The following is a 23,742-nucleotide window of genomic DNA, read 5'->3' on the forward strand; positions in this document are numbered from 1 at the left end:
TCTTGGAGGGCGTTAAATGAGTGCAAAATCCTTTGACATTGTCGCATACCAGAAACAAGACCATGAAGCTGTTTGCAGTCTTTTAGTCGAATCGTTTAAAGCAAAATTCCAATCTCTTGTTACACTGGAGGAGCAAGATATACAGAAGTTGTTAATGCAGGTTTGGGTTCAAAATCCTTATTCTTCATCTATGAAACAATTTGTAGCCAAAGAGAACGAAGATGTTGTCGGTGTTCTTTCCCTCAAATGGAAGGCACCCTCCTCTTCACTTCCTGAAACAAATCCCATTTCTTTAGCTCCGCTCCTAAAACAGTTTGGTTGCTTCAATGTATTTAAATTTTTGACAGGTATGCATGCGCTGGAGTATACCCCCGCTGCAAATGAGTGTTACATTGATCATTTGGCAATTCGTTCAAGTCATCGTAACCAGGGAATAGGGCGCCGTCTTCTAGCTTTCGCACAGCAATTTACGGTTGAATCTGGGTTTCATGCATTGACGCTTCATGTAGCGCATAAGAACCAAGGGGCTATCCGTTTGTATCACAAACTGGCGTTTGAAGTAGAACAATCCAAGTATAATGGGTTACGGCATTTTTGGTTCAAGGAGCCTGTATGGTATCTGATGAGTTGGAAAGAGAACCTGCATTCGAGGAGAGAGCATCGTTGAAAAAAACATTCAAGCTTACTTTTGGTATTGCGGCAACTCTGGCTGTTGCCTTGATACTAATTGTTCTATATCAAAATTCCTACAAGATGACAGAAGAAAAAATACAAATTAAGACACCTAAAGGGCTGTTAACAGGTACATTAGCTTTGCCTAAGAACTACTCGGGAAAGGTTGGATTGGTTGTTTTTGTCCATGGGGATGGTCCTATTAATGACACATATGATGATGGATACAAACCACTGTGGGAAAAGTTCGCTTCCAAGGGTTATGCCTCCCTGTCACTGAATAAGCCCGGTATTAACAGCGCTCCTGGCAATTGGCTCGACCAAAGCATGGAGGACCGCGCACAGGAGATCCGATATGCAATAGACTGGGCAAGAAGCTTACCGATGATTGATAAGCAAAAAATCGGCCTATGGGGAGCCAGTCAAGCAGGATGGGTCATTCCGAAGATCGTTAAAGAGGAGCATGGTATTGCATTCAGCATCCTTGTATCGCCTGCCGTGAACTGGATTTCCCAAGGACAATTTAATACCAGAAAAGAAATGGAACAAGAAGGAGCTACTCCGCAAGAAATTCAAAAGACATTGAACTACGATCAAGAAGTTCTACAGTTACTGAAAAAGCATGCTTCTTATGAAGAATATCTAGGCATAGCCGATCCTGACGATATGATTTCCAAAGAAAGATGGAGCTTTATAGGCAAAAATTTTCTGTCTGATTCCACCGAAGAATTAAGTCACTTCCATTCTCCTGTACTCTTGGTTCTGGCTGGCAAAGATATTAATGTTGATGTAAAGGATACCGAGCGAGTCTATCGCCAGAAAATACCTCCAGAACTGCTGTCCGTGATTCATTTACCTGAAGCCGACCATTCCATGATGGATGAAAAAATCGCGCGTTCAAAATCTCTAACTTTCTTAACAGCCGTATTCGCCCCAAGAAAATTGGTGAATGGTGAGTATCTCAAATCCCTTTCCGATTATGTCAGTCAGCGTTAAACAATGATGTTCTTTTTTGCCATACTTCTTTTGATATGCTAATGAAAAAATGCTAATGAAAACCCCATAACTGTTCTCGGTTAGACTGGGAATAGATCTATAAACAACAAAAAAACGGCATCTCTGCCGTTTTTTCTAAAAGGATGGACTCTCAGGGACTCGAACCCTGGACCAATTGATTAAGAGTCAACTGCTCTACCAACTGAGCTAAGAGTCCATAATAAAAGTTTGGTGGAGCCTAGGGGGATCGAACCCCTGACCTCATCGCTGCCAGCGATGCGCTCTCCCAGCTGAGCTAAGGCCCCATCATAAGTAAGTTAATCAACGTTTCAAGCGACTTCTATATCATATAAAATTTTTATTCCTGTGTCAATACTTTTATAAAAAAAATATAATCATCTTCCCACCTTGACCCAAGAAAGATACAGTCAGCGATCAGTCGCTGGCTGTATCTTTAGATAACAATGTTTTCAGTTCCTTCATAAACATATTGATGTCTTTAAACTGACGATAGACGGACGCAAAACGTACGTAGGCGACTTCATCCACTGGGTAAAGCTGTTCCATGACCAGCTCCCCGATCTGCTGACTATCGACTTCTGTGGCTGCTGTGTTGCGGATAGCGTTCTCCACCTGGGATACGATCATATCCAATTGCTCGACGGATACTGGGCGCTTCTCACAGGCTCGAATGAGACCGCGCAGCATTTTATCACGACTAAACTCTTCACGGCTGCCGTCTTTTTTGATGACCATGAGTGGGGTTTCCTCCACCATTTCAAAGGTGGTAAAACGCCTGGCACACTGCTCACATTCACGGCGGCGACGGATGGACTTGTTATCATTCGCAGGTCGCGAATCCAACACTTTTGTGCCATTGTAGGCACAATACGGACATTTCATAATCTCACCACTTTCTTTTTCCAATAAATTCCCGAAGATTTTTAGTAATAATTTTGTCAAAACGGATCATAATATGTTTACCACATCGCGAGGAGGTGAACAACAATGGCACAAGGAAACAATGGCAACTCCAACAATCTGGTAGTCAGCAGATCCTCCGGCGCTCTGGAGCAAATGAAATATGAGATCGCTCAAGAGCTGGGTATCAGCATTCCTCAAGATGGATACCAAGGTAACATGACTTCCTATGAGAACGGTTCGATCGGGGGCTACATCACAAAACGCCTCGTAACGATCGCCGAACAACAATTGGCAGGTCAATACCAATAATCGCGGTAATAATGCAGAAATAACAAGAAAAAGTGTATGGACGGGCTGCTAAAAACAGCCTGTCCTGCGCTTTTTTTCATTTTAAAGCGAAAAGGCTCATCATGTCATTAACTTGTCTTTTAAAAATCATTATAAATTTTCGTGTATTGCCTGTAGTAATAAATGACCCGCTGTACATAATGTCGTGTCTCACCAAAAGGGATTTGCTTAATGGACTCTTCTTTTCCATCCCACACTCCCTTATCGAGCCACTCTTGAACTTTACCCGGCCCTGCATTGTAAGCAGCTACGATTGCTACAGGATTATCCTGAAACTTCATGGATAGGTTATGCAAATACCAGGTTCCCAGCTCTATATTGGTACCAGGCTCGTGCTTGACACTGTCTAGCGGAACCTTTTGAATCTGGGCGCTGTCCATAATCCAATTTGCTGTATTCGGCATAATCTGCATCAACCCCAGTGCACCCTTATGCGATTGCTTACTGGTTTTAAAATTGGTTTCTACGCGGATAATAGACGCCACCAAAAATGGGTCCACTTCATACGTTTGTGAATACTGCCGAATCTCATCCTTATATTGAATCGGATAGAACCAGGACATCCAATTTGAATTGAGGAACAGAATCAGGACAAACCCGACAAACAAAGTGAGCAGGACTCTTTTCTTTCGCAAAATATTCATGCAAGTCCCTTCCGCTGCCAAAATTGATCAATTTGTCGTTTCGTCTCAGACTGTGTTCCGCTATTATCGATAACGATATCGGCCAAGTTTTTCTTTTGTTCAATATCCATTTGTGCGGACAGCCGAAGTCCAGCTTGTTCCTCCGTCAGACCGTCTCTGAGCATCAGACGCTGGAGCTGAATATCACGTGGTACGTACACAACCATAATTTCCTCGTACAAGCTCTCCAGCCCGGACTCGTACATTAACGGGATATCTGCCAAAACAAGCTTGTCCGGCTGTTCCCGTTCATATGCTTCCATACGCAGTCGCATTTCCTCACGAATAGCAGGATGTGTAATATCGTTAAGTGCCTGCCGCTGGGCAGGGTCTCCGAATACAATCTCACCCAGTTTTTTGCGGTGCAGGGTTCCGTCACTGTTCACTATAGCTTGTCCAAAATGCTGTATGACCGCCGCCAGCACCGGATGCCCCGGAAGCATCACTTCCCGGGCAATGGCATCTGCGTCGATCAGCAGCGCACCTTTGGCGACCAAAAGAGCCGACACGGTGCTTTTTCCGGTAGCAATACCTCCGGTTAATCCGATATTCATGCTCTTTCACCTCATAACAGCTTCAATATGCCCATCATAATCAGTAATAATGCCGGCAATACACCCAGCGCCTTCATAAATCGAAATGCTGATAGAAAGAAGCCTGCCTTCATCCCTGCAATCAAAAATGTTCCACTGAATAACGTAATAGCCAGCGCAGTAGACAGTGGCTGAAAACCAAGCATAGCTGCCCCTAATCCCGCTCCGAACGCATCGACCGATAATGCAATACCCAGCCAAACCGCTTCGGTAGCAGATATACTGCCAGAACGGTCCATATCCGCAGCAGACGGGCTTCGAAGAATCCGAATAACAAGTCCCCATTTGCGGAACTCCAGAGAAAATAGCGTTCGCTCCTGCTGCTCTACAGAAGCTTCTGCCGACAGATCTTTTCTTGAGCTAAGGAAAGCCTCTGTATCAGCATCCTCTATACTCTTCTTCTCTCCAAGAACAGATCTGCTCACTGGATCAGTCTGTTCTGTAAGAAGCAGCCCCCGAGAGGCCTCCGCTGAATCCTCTAGCGAATCCTCTTTGCGGTGCAGAGCTTGAAACAAAGAGTAACAGCCGATACAGATCAGGATGACAGCGCCGAAAACGGTCGTATATACAGGAGACAGGACACGAGATAGTAATGCGCCCAATTGCATGGATATGCCAATCACCAAACCTGAACATACGGAGATGATAGCAATCGACAACAGTGGAATTTTCATTTTGCGCAGACCATATGTAACACCGACTCCGAAACTGTCCAAACTTAGCGCAAATGCCAGTAACAGCAGGGCTCCCCAATGATTAGCCACTCCAATTCCCTCCCATTGCGAAGGCAGGGCCTTATAACAACCGAAACCCTCCGCAGTATTGGTACTTGGAACAATATATGAGAGGGATGGGCTTGGGGTGACTGTGCCTGTTTAGCGCAGAGGCTGGCAGACCGGACAATGATGTGTGCCACGTCCGGCTACGACAGATTTTTCGATCAATGTGCCACAGTTAATGCAAGGCTTCGCGTTACGTCCATAGATTTGCAATTGATGCTGGAAGTCGCCCGTTTTGCCCTGTCCATTAACGAACGATTTAATGGACGAGCCTCCAACCTGAATCGACGCACCCAGCGTGGAGACAATAGCTTCATGCAAGACATGAAATTGGCTATCCGTTAGGCTTTTGGCTGGCTGTGCTGGATGAATCCCCGCCTTAAACAACGATTCATCTACATAAATATTCCCAATGCCCACCACATATGACTGGTTTAACAGCGCTGCCTTGATCGAAGTCGAACGAGTTCCAACAGCGACACGCAGCATTTCGGGTGTAAAGGCCTCGTCCATCGGTTCCAAACCAAGCTTGTTCAGCGGCTTTTCCAGCAAATCCTGTCCTGCCGGAAATAAGTGCATCGTGCCAAACTGGCGCACATCCTGATAACGCAGCTCCGTACCATCTTTAAAATGAAAGATGACATGGGTATGCTTTTCCACAGGATCATGTTGCGAATACAATCCATATCGCCCTTCCATTCGAAGATGGGAGACCAACACCAGCCCGTCCAGCAAAATCCGCAGAAACTTTCCGCGTCTCTCCACCCCTGTAATCCGGTGATCGGCCAATTCCATCGCAAAAGCATGGATATCATCGGGCCGTTGAATGATCCGCGGTAAATTCACGGTGACATGATCTATATGTTTATCAACGATAAGCTCGTTTAGCGTTCGTTTAATTGTTTCTACTTCCGGTAATTCCGGCATGATGTCTTCACCTCACCCTATATTATAACGGAAGCAGCGTCAAATTGGGACTATCTACTCATTGAAATATCTTACTTGGCCTCATACCAATTGCTTCCATAGCTTACTTCGGCTTTGAGCGGCACAGCCAGCTTTAATGCAGCTTCCATGGTAGCCGGGACAAGCTCTTTCATCGTCTCCATTTCCTCAGGCGGAACCTCGAACACAAGCTCATCATGTACTTGGAGCAGCATTCTGCTGCGAAGATTACGTTCACGTAGCGCCTTATCCATCTGTACCATCGCCAACTTGATAATATCGGCAGCGGTACCTTGAATCGGCGTATTCATCGCTGTACGCTCAGCGAATGAACGCAGGTTGAAATTGCTGGCGTTAATCTCCGGCAAATAGCGTCTGCGTTCCAACAGCGTTTTTACGTAGCCGTCCCGCTTCGCATCCTTCACAATATCATCCATGTAACGGCGAACGCCTTGGAACACATCAAAATACTGGTCGATAAAGCGAGCCGCTTCCTTCCGCGTAATATTCAAATTTTGTGACAGACCATAATCACTGATTCCATAGACAATCCCAAAGTTGACTGCCTTCGCAGAACGCCGCATGTTGGAGTCCACATCTTCCGCTGCTACACCAAACACATCGGATGCGGTCTTGGTATGGATGTCCATATCGTGGACAAAGGCTTCCTTCAAACGTTCATCATCCGAAATATCAGCTAGCACCCGCAGCTCAATCTGTGAGTAGTCTGCCGCCAAAATAGACCAGCCCGGTTCGGACGGAACAAACACTTTGCGGATTTTACGACCCTCTTCAAGACGAATCGGAATGTTTTGCAAATTCGGAAATTGACTGCTCAAGCGTCCAGTTGCTGCAACCGTCTGCCGGAAATACGTATGCACCTTACCCGTTTTCTCCGAAATTTCTTTCAGCAATCCTTCGACATACGTCGATTGGAGTTTGGCAATAGTGCGGTACTGCAAAATATTTTGCACAATATCATGATAGGGGGCCAGCTTTTCCAATACCTCCGCATCGGTCGAGTACCCCGTTTTCGTCTTTTTAATGACAGGCAAACCCAGTTTATCAAACAAAATCTCACCCAGCTGTTTAGGTGAATTCAGATTGAACTCTACTCCGGCAATGCTGTAGATTTCACCCACCAACGTTGCAATCTGGGCTTCAAATTCTTTCCCCAAAGCGCGCAGTTCTTCTACGTTCACCAAGATGCCCTGCTTCTCCATATCCGCCAAAATGCGGGACAACGGCATCTCCAGTTCATGAAACAGCTTGTGCATTTCCGTTTTTTCCAGCTCCGCCTGCTGCACAGGCACCAAAGCTTCAATCACCGCTGCCTTACGCGCCACATGATCGGACAGTACATCCACGTCAGGGACTTTATATTTAGCTCCTTTGCCGAACACTTCTTCGTCTGGACGGATCGAAGACAAGCCATATTTGGCTGCCAATCCGCTCAATGTCTGGTTTGCATCGGTTGGGTCCAGCAAGTACCCTGCCAGTTGCACATCAAACTCGGCACCTGCAAACTCAATTCCATGCCAGTGTAAAGCCAAATCCGTTCGATGCAGATCATGACCGCGTTTTTTGCGTTCAGGGTCAGCAAGCCATGCGCGAATAGGTGTAGCTGCATCGCTTTGCAGTGCATCCAGTGTCATAAAAAATTGCTGTCCCGTTGCGGCAAATATCAGACCTACAATGTCAGCATGATGCGGATTATCACCATGCGTCTCAACATGCAGCACATCCACACGATCCAACACTTCTACCAATTCGCTAATCCGCTGCTCATCCAGCACTGTTACGTCAGCCTCGGCTTCCTCTACGTCTACCCCAGTACTTCCAACCTCACCTGAAAAGGATAAACGCTCCAGCAAGGACTTGAACTCCAGCTTCGCCAGAGCTGGCCCGGCCGTTTCTGCTTGCAGCCCGCCGAAGGCCACATCTTCCAGCTGCTTGTCCAACGTTACATCCCGATAAATGGTCGCCAAATCTTTGCTCATTCGCGCATCATCAGCATGTGTCTCTACACGTTCTTTCATTTTGCCCTTCAGCTCATTCGTGTGCGCCAGCACTTCTTCGACTGAACCGTATTGATGCAGCAGCTTGAGCGCTGTTTTTTCTCCCACGCCAGGAATACCAGGAATATTGTCCGACGTATCGCCCATCAGACCCTTAAGATCAATAATTTGCAGCGGCTTCAGGCCATATCGTTCCTGAATTTGCTCAGGTCCATACGTCTCCACCTCAGTAACCCCTTTGCGGGTCAAGCCGACTGTGACATGGTCTGAGGCCAATTGGAGCATATCCTTGTCCCCAGTCACGACCAGCACATTAAAACCGGCTTCGTCCGCTGTCTTGGACAGGGTGCCTATAATATCGTCCGCCTCATAGCCATCCAGTTCAAACTGGGCAATGCCGAAAGCGGTCAATAGCTCTTTCAGCAACGGAAATTGCTGAGACAGCTCTGGCGGTGTTTTCTCCCGTCCACCTTTGTAATCCTCGTATCCTTTATGGCGAAACGTTATTTTGCCGGCATCGAAGGCAACCAGAATATGTGTTGGTTTGTGCTCCTCCAAGAGCCGCAATAACATCGTCGTAAATCCGTACACCGCGTTCGTCTGCTGCCCGCTCGAATTCGTTAACGGTGGCATAGCAAAAAACGCCCGGTAAATGATACTGTTACCATCTATAAGCATGAGTTTATCCATTTAGCACCTCGCAAGTTCATCAATGCATTCGTAACGTTCTTACGTTTTACGCATTCCTCTTCCTATCTTAACATACAAGACTCCTTTTTCAGAAAAAAACGGCTGCTTCCTAACCAAATTTGCCTTTTGCTCAAAGACAAGTCTGGGTCAGAAACAACCGCTATATACCTGAAAGCTCTACTGGTTCAAATCTGGTCTCTCCCCTGTCACGAGATATACAGTACTTTCACCGATATTCGTAGCATGGTCACCAATTCGTTCAATGTATCGTCCTACAAGCAGTTGCAGCATGGCTTGTGAAGCCTCTGCCGGCTTTTCTACCATAAAGGCGTACAGATCGCTGATCATGTGGCTATACATGGAATCCACACGATCATCCTCTTTGGCCATTTTGTAGGCCAGATCTGTATTTTCATCCAAATAGGATTTGATCGCATCATCTATCATTTCTTTAACAATGGAAGCCATGTGCGGAATATCCACCAGAGGCTTAATGATCTGCTGCCCTTCCAAACGAAGTGTCACCTTGGCAATATCAAGTGCCAAATCGCCCATTCGTTCCAGATCACTGGAAATTTTAAATGCAACAATGATCCGGCGCAAATCCTTCGCTACCGGTTGCTGGGTAATAATGAGCTTGGAACCCATATCGAGAATATTCTCTTCCAGCGTATTGAGGGATGCATCATTTTTGACCACCTGCTGAGCCAATTCTATATTTTTGGTCTGCAAACATTCAATGGCCTGATCGAGCGCCTTCGAAACGTGTGCACCCATTTCGCGCAGTACGGCTCTCAGCTCATCTAACCCTTCATCAAAACCTTTTCTACGTATCATTTCGAAGTCACCCCTTCTGGCATATTCATCTGGTAGGCTTTAGCCAAATCGCCCTGAAATATAATCTTCTGTACGTGAATCTTGCGGCGTGGAAAACATCGTCTCTGTATCCGCCGCTTCCACCACAACACCATTTAAAAAGAACGCAGTTCGACCGGACACACGCGCTGCCTGATGCATGTTATGCGTCACCATGACGATGGTATATGTGTCTCGCAATTCCTGAACCAGTTCTTCAATTTTCATCGTGGAGATCGGATCTAGCGCAGATGTCGCCTCGTCCATAAGCAAAATATCTGGCTGTACAGCAAGCGCCCGGGCAATGCACAACCGCTGCTGTTGTCCACCGGACAAGCTCAGAGCTGAACGCTTCAGAAAGTCCTTGACCTCTTCCCAGAGTGCCGCCTGCCGCAGGCTTTGCTCGACCAATTCGTCCAACTTGTCCTTTTGCCGAACTCCATGCAGACGTGGGCCGTAGGCCACGTTATCATAAATCGATTTGGGAAATGGGTTAGGCTGTTGAAAAACCATTCCTACCTGCTTACGCAGAGTTTCTACTTCCATAGTATCGCCGTATATATCCTGACCTGCGATACTCACGGTGCCTTCAATACGCGTTCCCGGTATCATGTCATTCATCCGGTTCAGCGTACGCAGCAGGGTCGATTTGCCGCAGCCGGACGGGCCGATAAAGGCAGTTACCGTTTTTTCAGGAATATCGAGGTTTATATGTTTCAGCGCGTGAAATTTCTCATAATATAAATTCAGCTTATCAATCCGGATTACGGAATCATTCATGGATTTATGATCTCCTTCGTGTTGCAGTTATGATCCTCAAGCATTGCACCTGATTTGCACAATATGAAGATTATATAAGCTGTGTGTAAATTTAGTGTGGTGGATTTGTTAACGGTATGTAAAATGATCAAGAACTTAGCATGAGTTCAAGCTCCTGTGCAATTTCGGCTGCATTCAAAGCCGCTTCCTCTGCGGAATGGGACATTTCGCTGTTTTTGGCTTCAATTTCATCGACAGCCTGCAATAGTTTGGCAAAAGTTTGTGTTCCAGCAGAAATATATTGAGAGCCTGTATGAATCTGCTGCATACTCGTATCCGTCAGTTCAGCAGTGTCACGCAGCATCTGCTCGATATGGGTGAGTAAGCCTGTAATCTGCGTGGAAAAAGCTTTCGTCTGGAGTGACATATTCCTCACCTCCTGAGACACAATCTGGAAGCCTCGTCCGTGTTCGCCAGCATGCGCCGCTTCAATGGACGCATTGATCGCCAGCAGTCCGCTTTGATCTGCCAGTGCACGAATGGATGAGGCCATGCCCGCAATGTCATTCAGCGATTGGGTCAACGCCGTCATCTGCTCATGCTGGCGCTTCATTTGCTCCGTGACCGCACGATAGGAGAGCAAAACATCCTCCAATTCTACTTTGCCACGGCGGGATAATTCACTCATTGAGCGGGTTAGCCGCACACTGTCATCGGCCTCTTTAGCTGCATCCAGCACAGTCAGCTGAATACGCTGGACTCCGTCATAGCTATGCCGAATCACATCGCCCCGCTCTTCGTCCGCTTCTCTTTGCATTCGCTGCACGACGGACAGGATATCACGAATCGTGAGTACGCCGAGTAATCGTGTGCCTTCCTTAATCAACACACAATCGTAAAAACGCTGTTCTTCACGCAACATCGCCAATTCCACAATGTCCGATGCCCGGCTTTTTAAATCCACAATTAATGTATCGGGGTCGGCAAATATGGCCGCAGGCTTGTCATAGAACAACGCCGCAGCAAATCTGCCCGTAAAATGGCGATTGTACGCATCTCTCATAATAATGCCCAGTGGAAGATCATTTTTATCCACAACAATAACACAAGGTATATCTTCCTGTGTTTTCATAAGTGCTAACAGTTCTTTACAAGACATGTCCGTACCAATGATCGGAACCTCCCGGCATGGCACATAGGTAGTAATCGGCTTGTATGCTTCACGTTCAATCACGGCAGTGGAACTCGGCTGGGTCTTTGGTTCCGTTATCATCGTTCTGAAGTCCCCTTTTTTTAACTACTTGGAGTGACGGGAACATCATATCGGTCATTTGTTGATTCTAGCGACTAGTTTTGTTAATGAAATGTAAAATCACGAAATGGACACAAAAGCGCCGGAAACTGCTTTGGACAAAGAAAAACGCTCCTCATTTATAATAAATGAGAAGCGCTTCTTTTTTTATTTACAACCAGCTTGTACCCCACTCCACGGATCGAATCAATATGAACCGAGTCGGGATCTAGCTCCAGCTTTTTACGTAAGGAACTGACGTGCACATCCACGGTCCGTTGACCGCCAATGTAGTCAAAACCCCAAACAGCATTCATCAGATCATCTCGGGTCAATACCACACCCGGCTTGCGGGACAAATAAAGAAGCACCTCAAATTCCTTTGGTCTGAGGCTGATGGACTGACCTCCAAGAATGACTTCATATTTTTCGGGGTAAATCTCCAGCTCGCCCAATTGAATTTTGGAGCTATCTTTCTGATCAGACAACACTCCTTCATCCCCGCCGGAAGTTCTTCGCAGCACAGCCGTCACGCGGGCCAACAGCTCAGAAACGCCAAAAGGCTTCGTGATGTAATCATCCGCACCCGACTTCAGCCCTTGAACAACCTCTGCTTCACCGTTTTTGGCCGTTAAAATAATGATAGGCGTCGTCAGCCCCTGATGGCGAAGTCTGCTCAGAATGTCCAGTCCGTTCATTCCCGGCAACATCAAATCCAGCAGGATCAAATCGTAGGACTCTCTGGAGGCTTTCTCAAACCCGGCACTGCCATGATCCTCCGTGTCCACTTCGAAGCCTTCTTGTATCAAATTGTAGGATAGCAATCTGGCAAGCGTTGGTTCATCCTCAATAACCAGCAAGCGTTGTCCCATAAATAACTTCATCTCCTGTTTACCTGTTAAAGGCGCATTGGTCAAAATCCTGAAACCTTTTCCATACTCATGCGACACCCGTTTATTTTATCACGGCATTGTTAACAGAATGTAAAAAATGTTCTAGTTCATTCTTCCTGTTGCAATAGTGGTAATTCAACTGTAAACGTGGTACCCAATCCAAGCTCACTTTCCACCGAAAGGGTGCCATGATGCAAATCGACCAAGTGTTTGACGATCGACAATCCCAGCCCCGTTCCGCCAGAGTTGCGCGAGCGTCCTTTGTCCACCCGGTAAAAGCGCTCAAAGATACGTGGCAGGTCCTTCTTCGGAATTCCAATACCTGTATCACTGACTGTAAATACGACCTTTTCCGTGTCATTCTCCCGCTGTATCGTTAGAACCTTAATCTTTACCTTGCCACCATCAAGTGTATAGTTGATGCCATTAGACAAAAGGTTCAAGAAAATCTGCTGAAGCTTATCTTCATCTGCCTCCATAAACAACTCATCCGGGATATCCATGTGTAGCGTAATTCTTTTTTTGGCCGCAACATTGTTCAGTTTTTCCAGCAATGAATCTATGAACGACGAAACGTGCACCGGCGAGCAATCCAGCGGAGAACGCTTGGATTCAATTTTGGATAGCTCCAGAATGTCACCGATCAGCCGATTCAATCGTTCGCTTTCATCATATATAATTTGCAAAAATGAGCGGGCCGTTTCTTCATCTTTAACCCCGCCACCGAGTAACGTCTCGGCAAAGCCCTTGACCGCGGCAATCGGTGTTTTTAGCTCATGAGAAACGTTAGCCACAAATTCACTCCGCATATTTTCCAACCGTCGAATGGCCGTAATATCCTGTAAAAGGAACAGCATCCCGCGGTATCCGCCTTCATCCTCATACATCGGGACACCGTCCAGCAACACGAGTCTCTCCTCGGGATTGTACAAATGAACCTCACCATGCAACCTCTCTCTGCTTTGTATGCTGCCCTCAATTAGCTTTGTGAGCTCATAGTGCTTTTTCAACTCATGATACGGCTTGTCCGTCACCCGTTTACCCACGACACCAAGCATTCGCTCAGACTCACGGTTTACAAGCGCAATACACTCACTTGCATCAATCATTAGAATTCCGCCTGTCATATTACTCATGACGCTCTGGAGTAGATCCTCATTGTCGCGTATCGTTTTCATTTGGTTTTGGAGACTGTCAGCCATACGATTAATGGCTTCACCCAGTTGCCCTACCTCATCCCGGCGCTGTACACCGACTCTTGCGTCATAATCCAGCCCTGATATGCGGTTGGCTACCCCTGTAATATGTTCAATGGGCGAGGTGAGGCTGCGAGCAATACGATAGCTCACCAGTCCAGCAGCAATAAACAGCAACACAAGACCAATCCCGATGGCCGTCCAGCCACGCCGTACTCCCTCCTCCACCGCTTTCAGGCTCATAGACAAACGGATATACCCATCAAAGCCCTTGTCCGATACAACAGGTTCAGCGACGTATAGCATGTTTCGTTGCAGAGTTTCGCTGTAGCGTATTGTCCGACCGATTCCTTCCGCCGTGGCTTGCCGTATTTCATCACGAGATGCGTGGTTTTCCATCTTACGAGGATCACTTAACGAATCGCCAACCACCGTCCCGTCCTTGCGAATGAAGGTCACCCGCGATTCCGTCAGACGAGCAATTTCTTTCGCCTTTTGAGAATAATAAGAGACATAATCCGTACTAGACAGGGCATCTGCATTAACAAAAGGGAATGTAGCCCGAAGAAGGTCAATCTCCCGTCCCATGTTCTCCTCTAGCACCTTCATATTCGAATTTTTAAAAATTTGTCCCATCGTGATTCCAGCAGCAAGGACAGATACGCCAATCAAAATCAGCATGATCAGGGTAAGCCTGAAACGAAACGATTTCATAAAATATGCCCATCCTTTATGTAGGTTAAGTCTCATTCTACAGGCTACTTTCATTATGTTCCACTGTGAAAAGAAAAAAAGGCCAGGGCATAACACGCCCCCAGCCTTTCCTTTATCCTCTTATCCGTTTATAACTTCACCGCCGTTGATATGAATAACCTGCCCGCTTACATATGAAGAATCGTCTGAAGCAAGGTACACATAGGCTGGCGCCAATTCTTCCGGCTGGCCCGGACGCTTCATTGGCTGTGCTCCTCCAAACTCGCTGACCGTCTTGGCATCAAATGTAGACGGGATTAACGGCGTCCAGATTGGCCCTGGTGCTACAGCGTTCACCCGAATACCTTGATCCGCCAAATTGAGTGAAAGGGAACGAGTAAAGGATGTGATTGCCCCTTTCGTCGATGAATAATCAATGAGTGTCTTGTTCCCAGCGTACGCGGTAATCGATGTTGTGTTGACGATAGTGCTTCCTTTCTTCAAATGCGGCAATGCTGCTTGCGTCAGGAAGAACATACCAAAAATATTCGTACGGAAAGTACGCTCCAACTGTTCTTTGGTAATATCCTCCAGCTTTTGCTGTGGATGCTGCTCTGCCGCATTGTTCACAACGATGTCGAGCTTGCCCAGCTCGTGAACCGTCTGTTGAACCGCTTTTTTGGCAAATTGGTCATCTCCGATATCGCCAGGAATCAACACACATTTGCGTCCCTCCTGCTCTACCTGACGTTTTGTTTCTTCCGCGTCCTTGTGTTCATTCAAGTAAATGATAGCTACGTCCGCACCTTCTTTGGCATACGTGACAGCTACAGCCCGTCCAATTCCACTGTCTCCACCAGTAATAAGTGCAACTTTACCTGTTAGCTTGCCAGCAGCTTTGTAAGTTGGTTTTTCAAACTGGGGTGCAGGCGACATTTTGGACTCAATCCCCGGTTGCTGGTCCTGATGCTGTGGGGGCAAGGTTTGCTGAGGTTGGTTACTTTTAGGCATTGTACATTCTCCCTTCAAAATCAGATATTTTTTAGGATGCAACATTTGCATCCACTCTACTCCTGATTTACCACACAAAGTTATTCGTTAAACGAAAAATGTAGTTATTTGAGCGCACAAAAAAACGACCTATGCTTATTCAGCACAGACCGTTTTTTCAATTTAGCATTTTTCATCATTCGATTACAGGCTCTCACCAAATGCATAATTAAATAATATGGCTGTATACCATTAAAAACGTAATTAAAATCAGGAAGACGGCAAGCAGCGTACTGAACATTCGCATTTTGCCAGCGTATTGCGTAATAGGCTGTTGGCTACGAATCGCTTCCAGCGACAGCCGTAACGGCTTACCCATGGCTCCCGCGATACCAGAAATGGCGAGAAACAACAGCAAAACGACAACGATCCATGCTACCGAATAAGAACCCCAGGGAAAAATCATATAGATACCGCTAACAAGCACAAGGATCAGTGCAAATTGAGCCAAACGGTTCAATAGCTGAACAGCCGATATCGTTCCCTCCTGCACGCTAGGAGCCAATTTGTCGATTTTGCCCACAACGAAGGGGAGCAATAAATAAAAACCCATTGCCAGTGATCCAATAATGTGAATAAAAAACATTCTTTACAACCTCCATTTCTTTGTTTTCTTACAAACTTTTTTTCCATAGAACGATCATATTCCAACGAATGACTACCATCTTTTCAGTGTTTTGGGACATGCTTTTCTATGTCAGGATTTTGCAAAATCCTCATGTAACTATCAATACATATGACTCTATTATACCGGGGAAGTGGGTCAAAGCAAAGGAATACAGAAGAAAACGAATAGATTACTTAAAAGTAAAAGAGGTGTCCAGCGGCCATGACTATGGCTTGGGGACACCTCTTCAAGTAAAAGTATACCGTCTTAGTAGAAAATTGAATCTATACGGTAACTATTTTAATCACACTGCGGACCGATTCGGCGGATTGATCGAGCGCTGCTTTTTCTTCGGCTGTCAATTCCAACTCGAACACTTTTTCGATGCCATTGCCGCCAAGAAGTGTCGGTACGCCAAGGAATAAATCCTGATAGCCGTACTCTCCCTCCAGGTATGCAATGACCGGAATAATCCGTTTTTTATCTTTTACAATCGCTTCTGTCATTTGTGCAAGCGAAGCTGCCGGAGCATAATATGCGCTACCATTACCCAACAGATTAACGATCTCTCCGCCACCGCCGCGTGTACGTTGTACGATTGCTTCGATACGTTCCTGCGAAATCAGGGTTTCGATAGGTATACCTCCAACGCTGGAATAGCGTACCAGGGGCACCATATCATCACCGTGACCACCCATAACGAAGCCGCGCACGTCTTCGACAGAAACGTTCAGTTCTTGTGCAATAAAGGTACAATATCGCGCTGTATCCAGCACACCTGATTGGCCAATAACCCGATTTTTCGGGAACCCAAGCGTTTGATAGGCAGTATAGGTCATAGCATCTACCGGATTACTCAGAATAATGACGATAGAATCCGGCGCATACTTCTTCACGTTCTCACAAACGGATTTTACAATTCCTGCGTTCGTATTTACCAAATCATCACGGCTCATACCCGGCTTGCGTGCAATCCCGGCTGTAATAATGACGATATCCGAGTTAGCTGCATCCTCGTAATTGGAAGTGCCCGTGATCTGGCTGTCAAATCCCTGTACCGGACCGGCCTCCAAAATATCAAGCGCCTTGCCTTTGGTCGGATTCTCTAGTTGCGGAATATCGATGAGTACGATATCACCTAGCTCCTTTTGAGCCAGCAGCAATGCGGTAGTGGCACCGGTAAAACCGGCGCCAACAATGGATATTTTTTTACGTTGAATGGACAAGTGGTATTCCCCTTCCTTACAGGTTACTAATAATGGTATCTGCGAACTCGGAGCATTTCACTTGTGTAGCACCATCCATCAGACGAGCAAAGTCATAAGTTACAATCTTCTTATTAATGGACGTCTCCAGCCCTTTGTAAATCAGGTCAGCCGCTTCTTGCCAACCCAAGTGTTCAAGCAACATTACGCCCGACAGAATTACGGAACCAGGGTTCACTACGTCTTTGTCGGCGTATTTTGGAGCTGTACCATGTGTAGCTTCAAAGATAGCATGCCCTGTTACATAGTTAATGTTCGCACCTGGCGCAATACCAATTCCACCAACTTGGGCAGCAAGAGCATCGGACAGATAGTCCCCGTTCAGGTTGAGCGTAGCAATCACATCAAATTCAGAAGGACGAGTCAGTACTTGCTGAAGTGCAATATCAGCAATCGCATCCTTGATAATGATTTTGCCTGCATCTTCAGCTGCTTTTTGAGCTGCATTCGCCGCATCCTCACCGTCTTTTTCCTTGATTACATCATATTGGGCCCAAGTAAATACTTTATCTGCAAATTCTTCCTCAGCCACTTCATAACCCCAGTTTTTGAAGGCACCCTCGGTAAATTTCATAATGTTACCTTTGTGTACGAGCGTTACACTCTTGCGTCCGTGGTCAACAGCATACTGAATGGCAGCCCGCACCAGACGCTTTGAACCCTCGGAAGAAACTGGCTTAATGCCAATACCAGAGGTTTCAGGGAAACGGATTTTGTTCACACCCAGCTCTTGTTGGAGGAACTGAATAACCTTTTTCACGTCTTCGGACCCTTCAGCATACTCGATCCCCGCGTAAATATCTTCTGTGTTCTCACGGAAAATAACCATGTCTACCAATTCAGGACGTTTCACTGGAGAAGGAACACCGTTAAAATAACGAACAGGACGCAGACATACGTATAAATCCAGTTCTTGACGCAATGCCACATTCAACGAACGAATACCACCGCCAATAGGTGTCGTAAGTGGTCCTTTGATGGCTACAATATACTCACGGATGGCTTCCAAAGTATCGTTAGGGAGCCATTCGCCGTATGTATTGAAAGCTTTCTCACCAGCGAATACTTCATACCAGGCAATCTTTTTGCTGCCGTTATATGCTTTTTCTACAGCTGCGTCCAGTACGCGTTTGGAAGCTTTCCAGATGTCGCGACCCGTGCCGTCACCTTCGATAAACGGAATTACCGGATGGTTCGGAACCTGTAGTTGACCGTTATCAATCGTAATTTTTTCGCCTTCAGTTGGGAGCTCAAACTTTTCAAATTTCGCCATAAGTTCCTTTTCCTCCTCAGATATGAATGGGTACAGGACGAAAGACATGATCTTTATCACTGACAAAAACGTACATCTCTCGTCGTCCCCTCTATTGTACCTTATTTTTTAAATTCAGGGTATACAACCTCAATCTTCCTTCGACAAGGGGTTAGCGCAACTCTGGTGATACATATTTTTGATCCATTGGACCTGTATATTCGGCGCGAGGACGAATCAGGCGGTTATTTTCATACTGCTCTAAAATGTGTGCGGTCCATCCAGATACACGACTCACAGCAAAAATAGGTGTAAACAGGTCTCTCTTGATACCCAGTTGGGTATACACAGAGGCAGAATAAAAATCCACATTGGGCTTCAAGCCTTTTTGCCCTGTTACAATTCCTTCAATTCGAACTGACATATCAAACAACGTTGTGTCACCGTTCATTTCCCCCAGCTCGCGGGACATTTTGTGCAAGTGCTTGGCACGCGGATCACCGTTTTTATAGACTCGGTGTCCAAAGCCCATAATTTTTTCGCGGTTATCCAGTTTCGCCTGAATATAGGAGTCCACCTGATCCAAACCACCAATCTCCTCCAGCGTTTTGGCCACAGCCTCATTGGCCCCACCATGCAGTGGTCCTTTTAAAGCTCCAATAGCAGATGTGATTCCGGAATAAATATCCGACAATGTGGCTACCGTTACACGCGCAGCAAAGGTAGAAGCATTTAATTCATGATCGGCGTGCAGCACAAGAGCCTGATTGAACGCTTTAATAGCCGTCTCCTCTGGATCCTTGCCAGTCAGCTGATACAAAAAGTTTTCAGCGATGGAAATACCTTTTTTAGGCGCAATCGGCTCCAAGCCCTCGCGTATACGTGCTATCGCTGCCACAATGGTGGGCAATTGCGCCTGAAGCTTGACGGTTTTAGTCACATTAGACTCTCTCGACATATCATCCGCCTCTGGGTCATACAAAGCGAGAGACGATACGGCTGACCTCAAGGCAGCCATCGTGCTCAAATTTTTCGGGTATAACTTTAATTGAGTAACAATTTCATCCGGAATAGCAGCGTATTCGCTTAACTGGTTGCGAAGCTCCTGCAATTGCTCTTTATCAGGTAATTTTCCAAACCACAACAAATAAGCTACCTCTTCAAAATCGGCGTTAACAGCCAAATCATCAATGTTATAACCCCGGTACGTGAGAACGCCATCTACGATAGAGCTTATGGAGGAAGTGGTCGCTACGATCCCTTCCAGACCTTTAGTCGCTGTCATCGTTACATCTCTCCTTTGTAAAAACATTGTGAACGGACTTGCAATGTAAACATTTTCAAAAGTAAGATATGTCTTTTAAATAGCTGAGTAATGTTAACGCCATATGTCAATATTTAAACCTTCTTTCACTATACTGGATTTTGTCGTTTATGTGAACATTGAGGGCTATTCCAACACATTCAAATGTTTTATCGCTTCCATAAAGAACCGCTTTCAATAATTTGTTTCAACGTGTATCACTGGATATCAGCTTGTGCGGAGCGTGAATGTTATTTGCACTTTTCTACACAAAAAAATATTCAACGTGAATCAACGTATTTCAACGTGATTCACGCGAATTGTGGGAAAAATGTGGGGTGGATTTTCAATTTCTAAAGGCGATTTTTTCGAAGGGAACATCATAAAATTCTAACAACTTAACGGCTACTATAATCGGAGTTGTGCTATGGTCAGCTTCATAACTCGTCAATTCATCGGGTGTAATGTTAGCATAGGTTGCAGCTTCTTCGATACTGTATCCAAGTTCATGCCTTACAGTGCCTATACCTACTTTTTTTGTTTTTTCCATCTATTTCTCTCCCCTGATGTGATTGATAAATAAGTCGGTTTACCCTAAAACTATTTTCCTGTATAATTACGGTTTGAATATTATGTAATATACCTCCCTTTCTTAATGTGAAGGAGCCGAAAAAAGTGGCAAATGTCTCCCGAGGGAGATGTCTGCTCCAAAATTGGCTGAATGTCCGGAAGATGACTCAGGCCGAATTCGCTCGACGTTCTGGTATTAACGTTCGAACTGTTTCTCATTACTGCAATAATGATAAACGGATGTCCGTTGAAGCTTTGTACATGGCTCACATTATACTGGACGTACCCATGGAACGTTTTTACGAGTGGACTTTGGAGTAGGTACTGCGGGTTGCCCGCAGCTCCCTCGGGTATTTTAAGACCTATTAGGTCCTAAAATCATTTTAACTTCGATTCTTTCGACCTTTTTTATCGACTTTGATAATATTTCTTCCTTCCTACTCATATTTTACCACAACGTTTTCGCGTAACATGTCACTCTTTGTCGTATTTTGCGAATCGAATCATCCTAGGGTGAAAAAAACTTGACACACGATAGATTATATGCATCAAATAAAGCCCGTTGCATGTTTGTACGGGCTTTATTTGAATAAGAATTTAAAATACTTTTCTTTGTTTTTAGCCATAGTTGTAGTGTGCTTTGAATCTTTAAAATATACAATTATATCGTACGGTATTTTTTCTGCTCGTTCGACTTCGTCAAGATTGACTAGACTATCCTTACCCATGGAAACTAATTTGGGGAATAATTCCTGAAACGCTTGAAGGGTTGTCGCAATACTATAACTAGATGAAATACCCAAGAATTTAGGTACGTAATAATTGCTTTTCAATTTAATATCCTCTATTGAATAGATATCCTTAACCTTCACAAAACAAACTCCTGAAGCCTTGTCACGCCGATCCAATGACACTGCGGGTATAAACCAATCTGGACTTTGTTCCTCCTTGTTTAAAACAAGGCTCCAATCAAAACCTCGCCACTTATAGTCTGAGATACTAATGGCAGGAGCGCTATTATCAAATTTGATTTGCGCTCCTGTCTGACTTTCAAAGATATGCACAACGTGATCAGGATTAATTATCAGTGAATTCTGGATTTTAACAAAGTTAGGTAGACCAAAACTGCATTCCTCTAAGGTTGTAGCAACCGTAAATATTCCTATCCTCGTATAGATTAAGGGGATTTGATAATTGCTTTTTGGCTTCCACGTAGTTATAAAAAGGATAAGGTCCTCAGGGAAAGAGTAAAGATTGCCCACTTTGCCATCAAGATCCACCTCTATAGCGAATACGTTACGTGGCATAGGCATTTTTTATTTTTTCACTTCACTTTTAAGCGCTTCTGGAATCGTTTTAGCTCCGATTACGCTTTTTCTTTTTTTAACGGACTTACTTGCAGCTCTTGTTAGATCCTTAGACATGTAGCGTGCTATTTTGTTCATCAATGTCTCCACCTCCCCTCCAAGACTTCCAAATCGGTAATATAGTGATTGCCTGCGCGAATACGGTTAGTATTAATACAGGCCATTGAGAAATAAAACTAACTAAAACAATAATAACGGATGCCCATTTTAATTTTTTAAAACTATTAGTTGTATACACTTCTTCAAAATCATTAGGTGCCCATTTCAAAAAAATCAAGAAACTTATGCAGCTTAATAAAACCTTCTCCAACATTTCCAATTTCAAAAAAGGAATCACAGAAAAAATAAAGGCAGATACGATAGCGCATAAAGTTAGTGATTTTATATGTATGCCGCCTGATGCTTTCCTAATTAAAATGAAGGTCAATAAACTTACAAGAGACAAAATAATATGTCCAAATAACCACCCAAATAGCAACGTTAAAATTATGGTTGCAATAAGGTTTAATCTAATGCCTAATTCCCATTCAAATATTTCAACGGAGCCAGGCCCCTCTGGATCAGTTTCTTTTATTTTTTTCGCGATAAGCCTCGACAGCTTCTCTAACATCTTCATAATCACTCCGATCTGACATGTAGTAAGAAACAGCAAAAGTGATCGATGTCATTATTAACGTTCCTATTGCATTCAAATTATAGAGCAAATATAGCGTTAGAGAGATGGTCACAAGCGATATAACGGCACCTGATATCATCATTTTGTTGGTCTTAGTCATGTAGTTTTCTTTGATGAGAAAATCATGTGGTGGAGAAAATATGAAAGAGAATCCAAGATTAAATAACTTGAACAAAGTAGCTATTAGAACAGCAGCCAAGATAGTTATTATTTGCAGTGTAAAAACCGTGGAACCTGTATTCTGACTAAGAGTATTTGTATTTGTGCTCCCTAATAAATTTAGAAGAAAATAGAATGCTAATTGCAGCGCAATATATGCATTTATACCGGCCCCTGAAATAAAAGCACCTAGATGAAGTTTTATCCCCATTCCAAACCTCAAGAAGATAACAAATAAAAGGTATTGTAACGGTAAATCAAATTTAGGAACACCCAGAACAATTCGGATTAGATAAGAAAAAACCGCAATGAATAAAACAAATAAAACTATTCTGTTCCTATACTTCAAGACAGGCATCATATACAATTTCAAGACCAACAACAGCATAGCAAATGCATCGCAAACGCCTAGTAAAATATACAAAAAAGCAGATAACACAGAAACACCATCCTCTTATTTCGCCTGCTGTAATTGTATATTTTACTGGAATTTGTGGCAATGCAATAACCTAGTATTCTGGTAATTTTTGTCCATATACAAGAGAAATATTTTTATCTTTTTTCCAAATTCTATAATTGCGTCATCTCAATAATAGTTACTCTTTACTATAACTATCTCTTTGTTCTTGTTTACGTTTTTCAATCCAATCTAAAAAGTCGCTTTTCATGACTCTTCTGCTGTTACCCACTGAAAAATTAGGAATACCACCGTAGTCCTCATTTATTTTTAATAACTCATATACAGTACGTCTTGAGATGCTCATATATTTAGCAATATCATTAGATGTAAGTACGTCTGGAAGCGATTTTAATGTCTTCCTTTCTTTGGCCACAGTCGATATATCGTATTCGCTATCGCTTAATATCCTTTCGCTGTAACGTACTTCAACTTCTTCATCTATGTATTGATTTATGTCCTTCAGTAATTTTTCAAGAAAGTCCTGTTTACTCCTCATTCTGCCCCTCCTTTTTAGAAGATAAATCTTCAATAAATGTACCATTGCGCATTGCCCTCAAAATCGCCTTTGCGCAAAGCTCATGGATATAATCCTGTGTTTCCTGAGGAAATTGATTAATATGCATTCTAAATACCACCTTTTTTTTATTTTGCGATTATAGAAAAATATCCCAAGGTCTGATAGACTGGGTCGTGAATAT

27 protein-coding genes and 2 tRNA genes are annotated in these 23,742 nt (G+C 44.5%); 4 read left to right on the forward strand and 25 right to left on the reverse strand.

Annotation, left to right across the window (positions count from 1 at the left end; genetic code table 11):
• Positions 1–16: 16 nt before the first annotated feature.
• Together MKX59_RS19085 and MKX59_RS19090 are read left to right on the forward strand one after the other, a co-directional pair.
• A complete protein-coding gene (locus MKX59_RS19085; protein ID WP_104411499.1) occupies positions 17–667 on the forward strand; it encodes a GNAT family N-acetyltransferase in 651 nt (216 codons plus the stop codon).
• Positions 664–1,668 (forward strand): alpha/beta hydrolase family protein, encoded by a 1,005-nt coding sequence (locus MKX59_RS19090; protein ID WP_076264321.1) that lies wholly within the window; start codon positions 664–666, stop codon positions 1,666–1,668. The genes MKX59_RS19085 and MKX59_RS19090 overlap by 4 nt, the downstream gene beginning before the upstream one ends.
• A gap of 144 nt (positions 1,669–1,812) precedes the next feature.
• Here MKX59_RS19090 and MKX59_RS19095 read toward each other — a convergent pair.
• The 3 genes from MKX59_RS19095 to nrdR all read right to left on the reverse strand — a co-directional run bounded on the left by MKX59_RS19095 (position 1,813) and on the right by nrdR (position 2,571).
• Positions 1,813–1,885 (reverse strand) — tRNA-Lys (locus MKX59_RS19095).
• Positions 1,886–1,897: 12 nt separating this feature from the next.
• A tRNA-Ala gene (locus MKX59_RS19100) sits at positions 1,898–1,973 on the reverse strand.
• Positions 1,974–2,103: 130 nt separating this feature from the next.
• Entirely contained in the window at positions 2,104–2,571 is a 468-nt protein-coding gene (gene nrdR, locus MKX59_RS19105) for a transcriptional regulator NrdR (RefSeq protein ID WP_013309614.1), read from the reverse strand.
• Between the two features lie 105 nt (positions 2,572–2,676).
• Between nrdR and MKX59_RS19110 the strand changes: the two genes are divergently transcribed.
• On the forward strand, positions 2,677–2,901 hold the full coding sequence (locus MKX59_RS19110; protein WP_013309613.1) for an alpha/beta-type small acid-soluble spore protein: 225 nt from the start codon (positions 2,677–2,679) through the stop codon (positions 2,899–2,901).
• A gap of 119 nt (positions 2,902–3,020) precedes the next feature.
• Here the strand turns inward: MKX59_RS19110 and MKX59_RS19115 are convergent, their stop codons facing one another.
• From MKX59_RS19115 to MKX59_RS19190, 16 genes are all read right to left on the reverse strand, one after another.
• Complete coding sequence (locus MKX59_RS19115; protein WP_023987928.1) at positions 3,021–3,584, reverse strand: lytic transglycosylase domain-containing protein; 564 nt, start codon at positions 3,582–3,584, stop codon at positions 3,021–3,023.
• A complete protein-coding gene (gene coaE / locus MKX59_RS19120; RefSeq protein ID WP_023987927.1) occupies positions 3,581–4,177 on the reverse strand; it encodes a dephospho-CoA kinase in 597 nt (198 codons plus the stop codon). Before coaE ends, MKX59_RS19115 begins: the two co-directional genes overlap by 4 nt.
• Positions 4,178–4,188: 11 nt before the next feature.
• Positions 4,189–4,980 (reverse strand): MntP/YtaF family protein, encoded by a 792-nt coding sequence (locus MKX59_RS19125; protein WP_075154009.1) that lies wholly within the window; start codon positions 4,978–4,980, stop codon positions 4,189–4,191.
• A 111-nt stretch (positions 4,981–5,091) separates the two neighbouring features.
• Positions 5,092–5,922: a DNA-formamidopyrimidine glycosylase gene (mutM, locus tag MKX59_RS19130; protein WP_023987925.1), complete on the reverse strand. Its 831-nt coding sequence runs from the start codon at positions 5,920–5,922 to the stop codon at positions 5,092–5,094.
• Between the two features lie 71 nt (positions 5,923–5,993).
• A complete protein-coding gene (gene polA, locus MKX59_RS19135) occupies positions 5,994–8,648 on the reverse strand; it encodes a DNA polymerase I (protein ID WP_053325101.1) in 2,655 nt (884 codons plus the stop codon).
• A gap of 177 nt (positions 8,649–8,825) precedes the next feature.
• Positions 8,826–9,485: a phosphate signaling complex protein PhoU gene (gene phoU / locus MKX59_RS19140; RefSeq protein WP_023987923.1), complete on the reverse strand. Its 660-nt coding sequence runs from the start codon at positions 9,483–9,485 to the stop codon at positions 8,826–8,828.
• Between the two features lie 39 nt (positions 9,486–9,524).
• Positions 9,525–10,283: a phosphate ABC transporter ATP-binding protein PstB gene (pstB, locus tag MKX59_RS19145; protein WP_023987922.1), complete on the reverse strand. Its 759-nt coding sequence runs from the start codon at positions 10,281–10,283 to the stop codon at positions 9,525–9,527.
• A 127-nt stretch (positions 10,284–10,410) separates the two neighbouring features.
• Entirely contained in the window at positions 10,411–11,535 is a 1,125-nt protein-coding gene (locus MKX59_RS19150; protein WP_023987921.1) for a methyl-accepting chemotaxis protein, read from the reverse strand.
• Positions 11,536–11,693: 158 nt separating this feature from the next.
• Positions 11,694–12,425, reverse strand: coding sequence for a response regulator transcription factor (locus MKX59_RS19155; protein ID WP_013309604.1), 732 nt, complete (start codon positions 12,423–12,425; stop codon positions 11,694–11,696).
• Positions 12,426–12,553: 128 nt separating this feature from the next.
• Positions 12,554–14,356, reverse strand: coding sequence for a two-component system histidine kinase PnpS (gene pnpS, locus MKX59_RS19160; protein WP_028542891.1), 1,803 nt, complete (start codon positions 14,354–14,356; stop codon positions 12,554–12,556).
• Positions 14,357–14,476: 120 nt separating this feature from the next.
• Entirely contained in the window at positions 14,477–15,346 is an 870-nt protein-coding gene (locus MKX59_RS19165) for an SDR family oxidoreductase (protein WP_023987919.1), read from the reverse strand.
• 208 nt (positions 15,347–15,554) lie between these two features.
• On the reverse strand, positions 15,555–15,971 hold the full coding sequence (locus MKX59_RS19170; protein ID WP_023987918.1) for a hypothetical protein: 417 nt from the start codon (positions 15,969–15,971) through the stop codon (positions 15,555–15,557).
• A 305-nt stretch (positions 15,972–16,276) separates the two neighbouring features.
• Positions 16,277–17,218 (reverse strand): malate dehydrogenase, encoded by a 942-nt coding sequence (mdh, locus tag MKX59_RS19175; RefSeq protein WP_028542892.1) that lies wholly within the window; start codon positions 17,216–17,218, stop codon positions 16,277–16,279.
• A 16-nt stretch (positions 17,219–17,234) separates the two neighbouring features.
• A complete protein-coding gene (gene icd, locus MKX59_RS19180; RefSeq protein WP_023987916.1) occupies positions 17,235–18,530 on the reverse strand; it encodes an NADP-dependent isocitrate dehydrogenase in 1,296 nt (431 codons plus the stop codon).
• A 151-nt stretch (positions 18,531–18,681) separates the two neighbouring features.
• The gene (citZ, locus tag MKX59_RS19185) at positions 18,682–19,794 is read right to left on the reverse strand and encodes a citrate synthase (protein WP_028542893.1); all 1,113 of its coding nucleotides are present in this window, start codon (positions 19,792–19,794) and stop codon (positions 18,682–18,684) included.
• A 364-nt stretch (positions 19,795–20,158) separates the two neighbouring features.
• Positions 20,159–20,362, reverse strand: coding sequence for a helix-turn-helix domain-containing protein (locus tag MKX59_RS19190; protein ID WP_340858712.1), 204 nt, complete (start codon positions 20,360–20,362; stop codon positions 20,159–20,161).
• A 125-nt stretch (positions 20,363–20,487) separates the two neighbouring features.
• On the opposite strand from MKX59_RS19190, the gene MKX59_RS19195 reads away from it, so the two are divergent.
• Positions 20,488–20,703, forward strand: a complete 216-nt coding sequence (locus MKX59_RS19195) for a helix-turn-helix domain-containing protein (protein WP_340858713.1) — start codon at positions 20,488–20,490, stop codon at positions 20,701–20,703.
• Between the two features lie 260 nt (positions 20,704–20,963).
• Here MKX59_RS19195 and MKX59_RS19200 read toward each other — a convergent pair whose 3' ends face one another.
• The 6 genes from MKX59_RS19200 to MKX59_RS19225 all read right to left on the reverse strand — a co-directional run bounded on the left by MKX59_RS19200 (position 20,964) and on the right by MKX59_RS19225 (position 23,667).
• A complete protein-coding gene (locus tag MKX59_RS19200; RefSeq protein ID WP_340858714.1) occupies positions 20,964–21,695 on the reverse strand; it encodes a LytTR family transcriptional regulator DNA-binding domain-containing protein in 732 nt (243 codons plus the stop codon).
• 3 nt (positions 21,696–21,698) lie between these two features.
• Positions 21,699–21,827 carry a hypothetical protein gene (locus MKX59_RS19205; RefSeq protein ID WP_340858715.1) on the reverse strand — a complete coding sequence of 43 codons (129 nt, stop codon included), beginning with the start codon at positions 21,825–21,827 and terminating at the stop codon, positions 21,699–21,701.
• Positions 21,799–22,359 (reverse strand): accessory gene regulator ArgB-like protein, encoded by a 561-nt coding sequence (locus tag MKX59_RS19210; RefSeq protein WP_340858716.1) that lies wholly within the window; start codon positions 22,357–22,359, stop codon positions 21,799–21,801. Before MKX59_RS19210 ends, MKX59_RS19205 begins: the two co-directional genes overlap by 29 nt.
• Positions 22,310–23,023, reverse strand: coding sequence for a hypothetical protein (locus MKX59_RS19215; RefSeq protein ID WP_340858717.1), 714 nt, complete (start codon positions 23,021–23,023; stop codon positions 22,310–22,312). Before MKX59_RS19215 ends, MKX59_RS19210 begins: the two co-directional genes overlap by 50 nt.
• A 157-nt stretch (positions 23,024–23,180) precedes the next feature.
• Positions 23,181–23,540 (reverse strand): helix-turn-helix domain-containing protein, encoded by a 360-nt coding sequence (locus tag MKX59_RS19220; RefSeq protein ID WP_340858718.1) that lies wholly within the window; start codon positions 23,538–23,540, stop codon positions 23,181–23,183.
• Positions 23,530–23,667 carry a hypothetical protein gene (locus MKX59_RS19225; protein WP_340858719.1) on the reverse strand — a complete coding sequence of 46 codons (138 nt, stop codon included), beginning with the start codon at positions 23,665–23,667 and terminating at the stop codon, positions 23,530–23,532. The genes MKX59_RS19220 and MKX59_RS19225 overlap by 11 nt, the downstream gene beginning before the upstream one ends.
• Between the last annotated feature and the right edge of the window lie 75 nt (positions 23,668–23,742).

Origin of the sequence: Paenibacillus sp. FSL R7-0340 (assembly GCF_038002205.1) — a bacterium.
Lineage (GTDB): Bacteria > Bacillota > Bacilli > Paenibacillales > Paenibacillaceae > Paenibacillus > Paenibacillus polymyxa_B.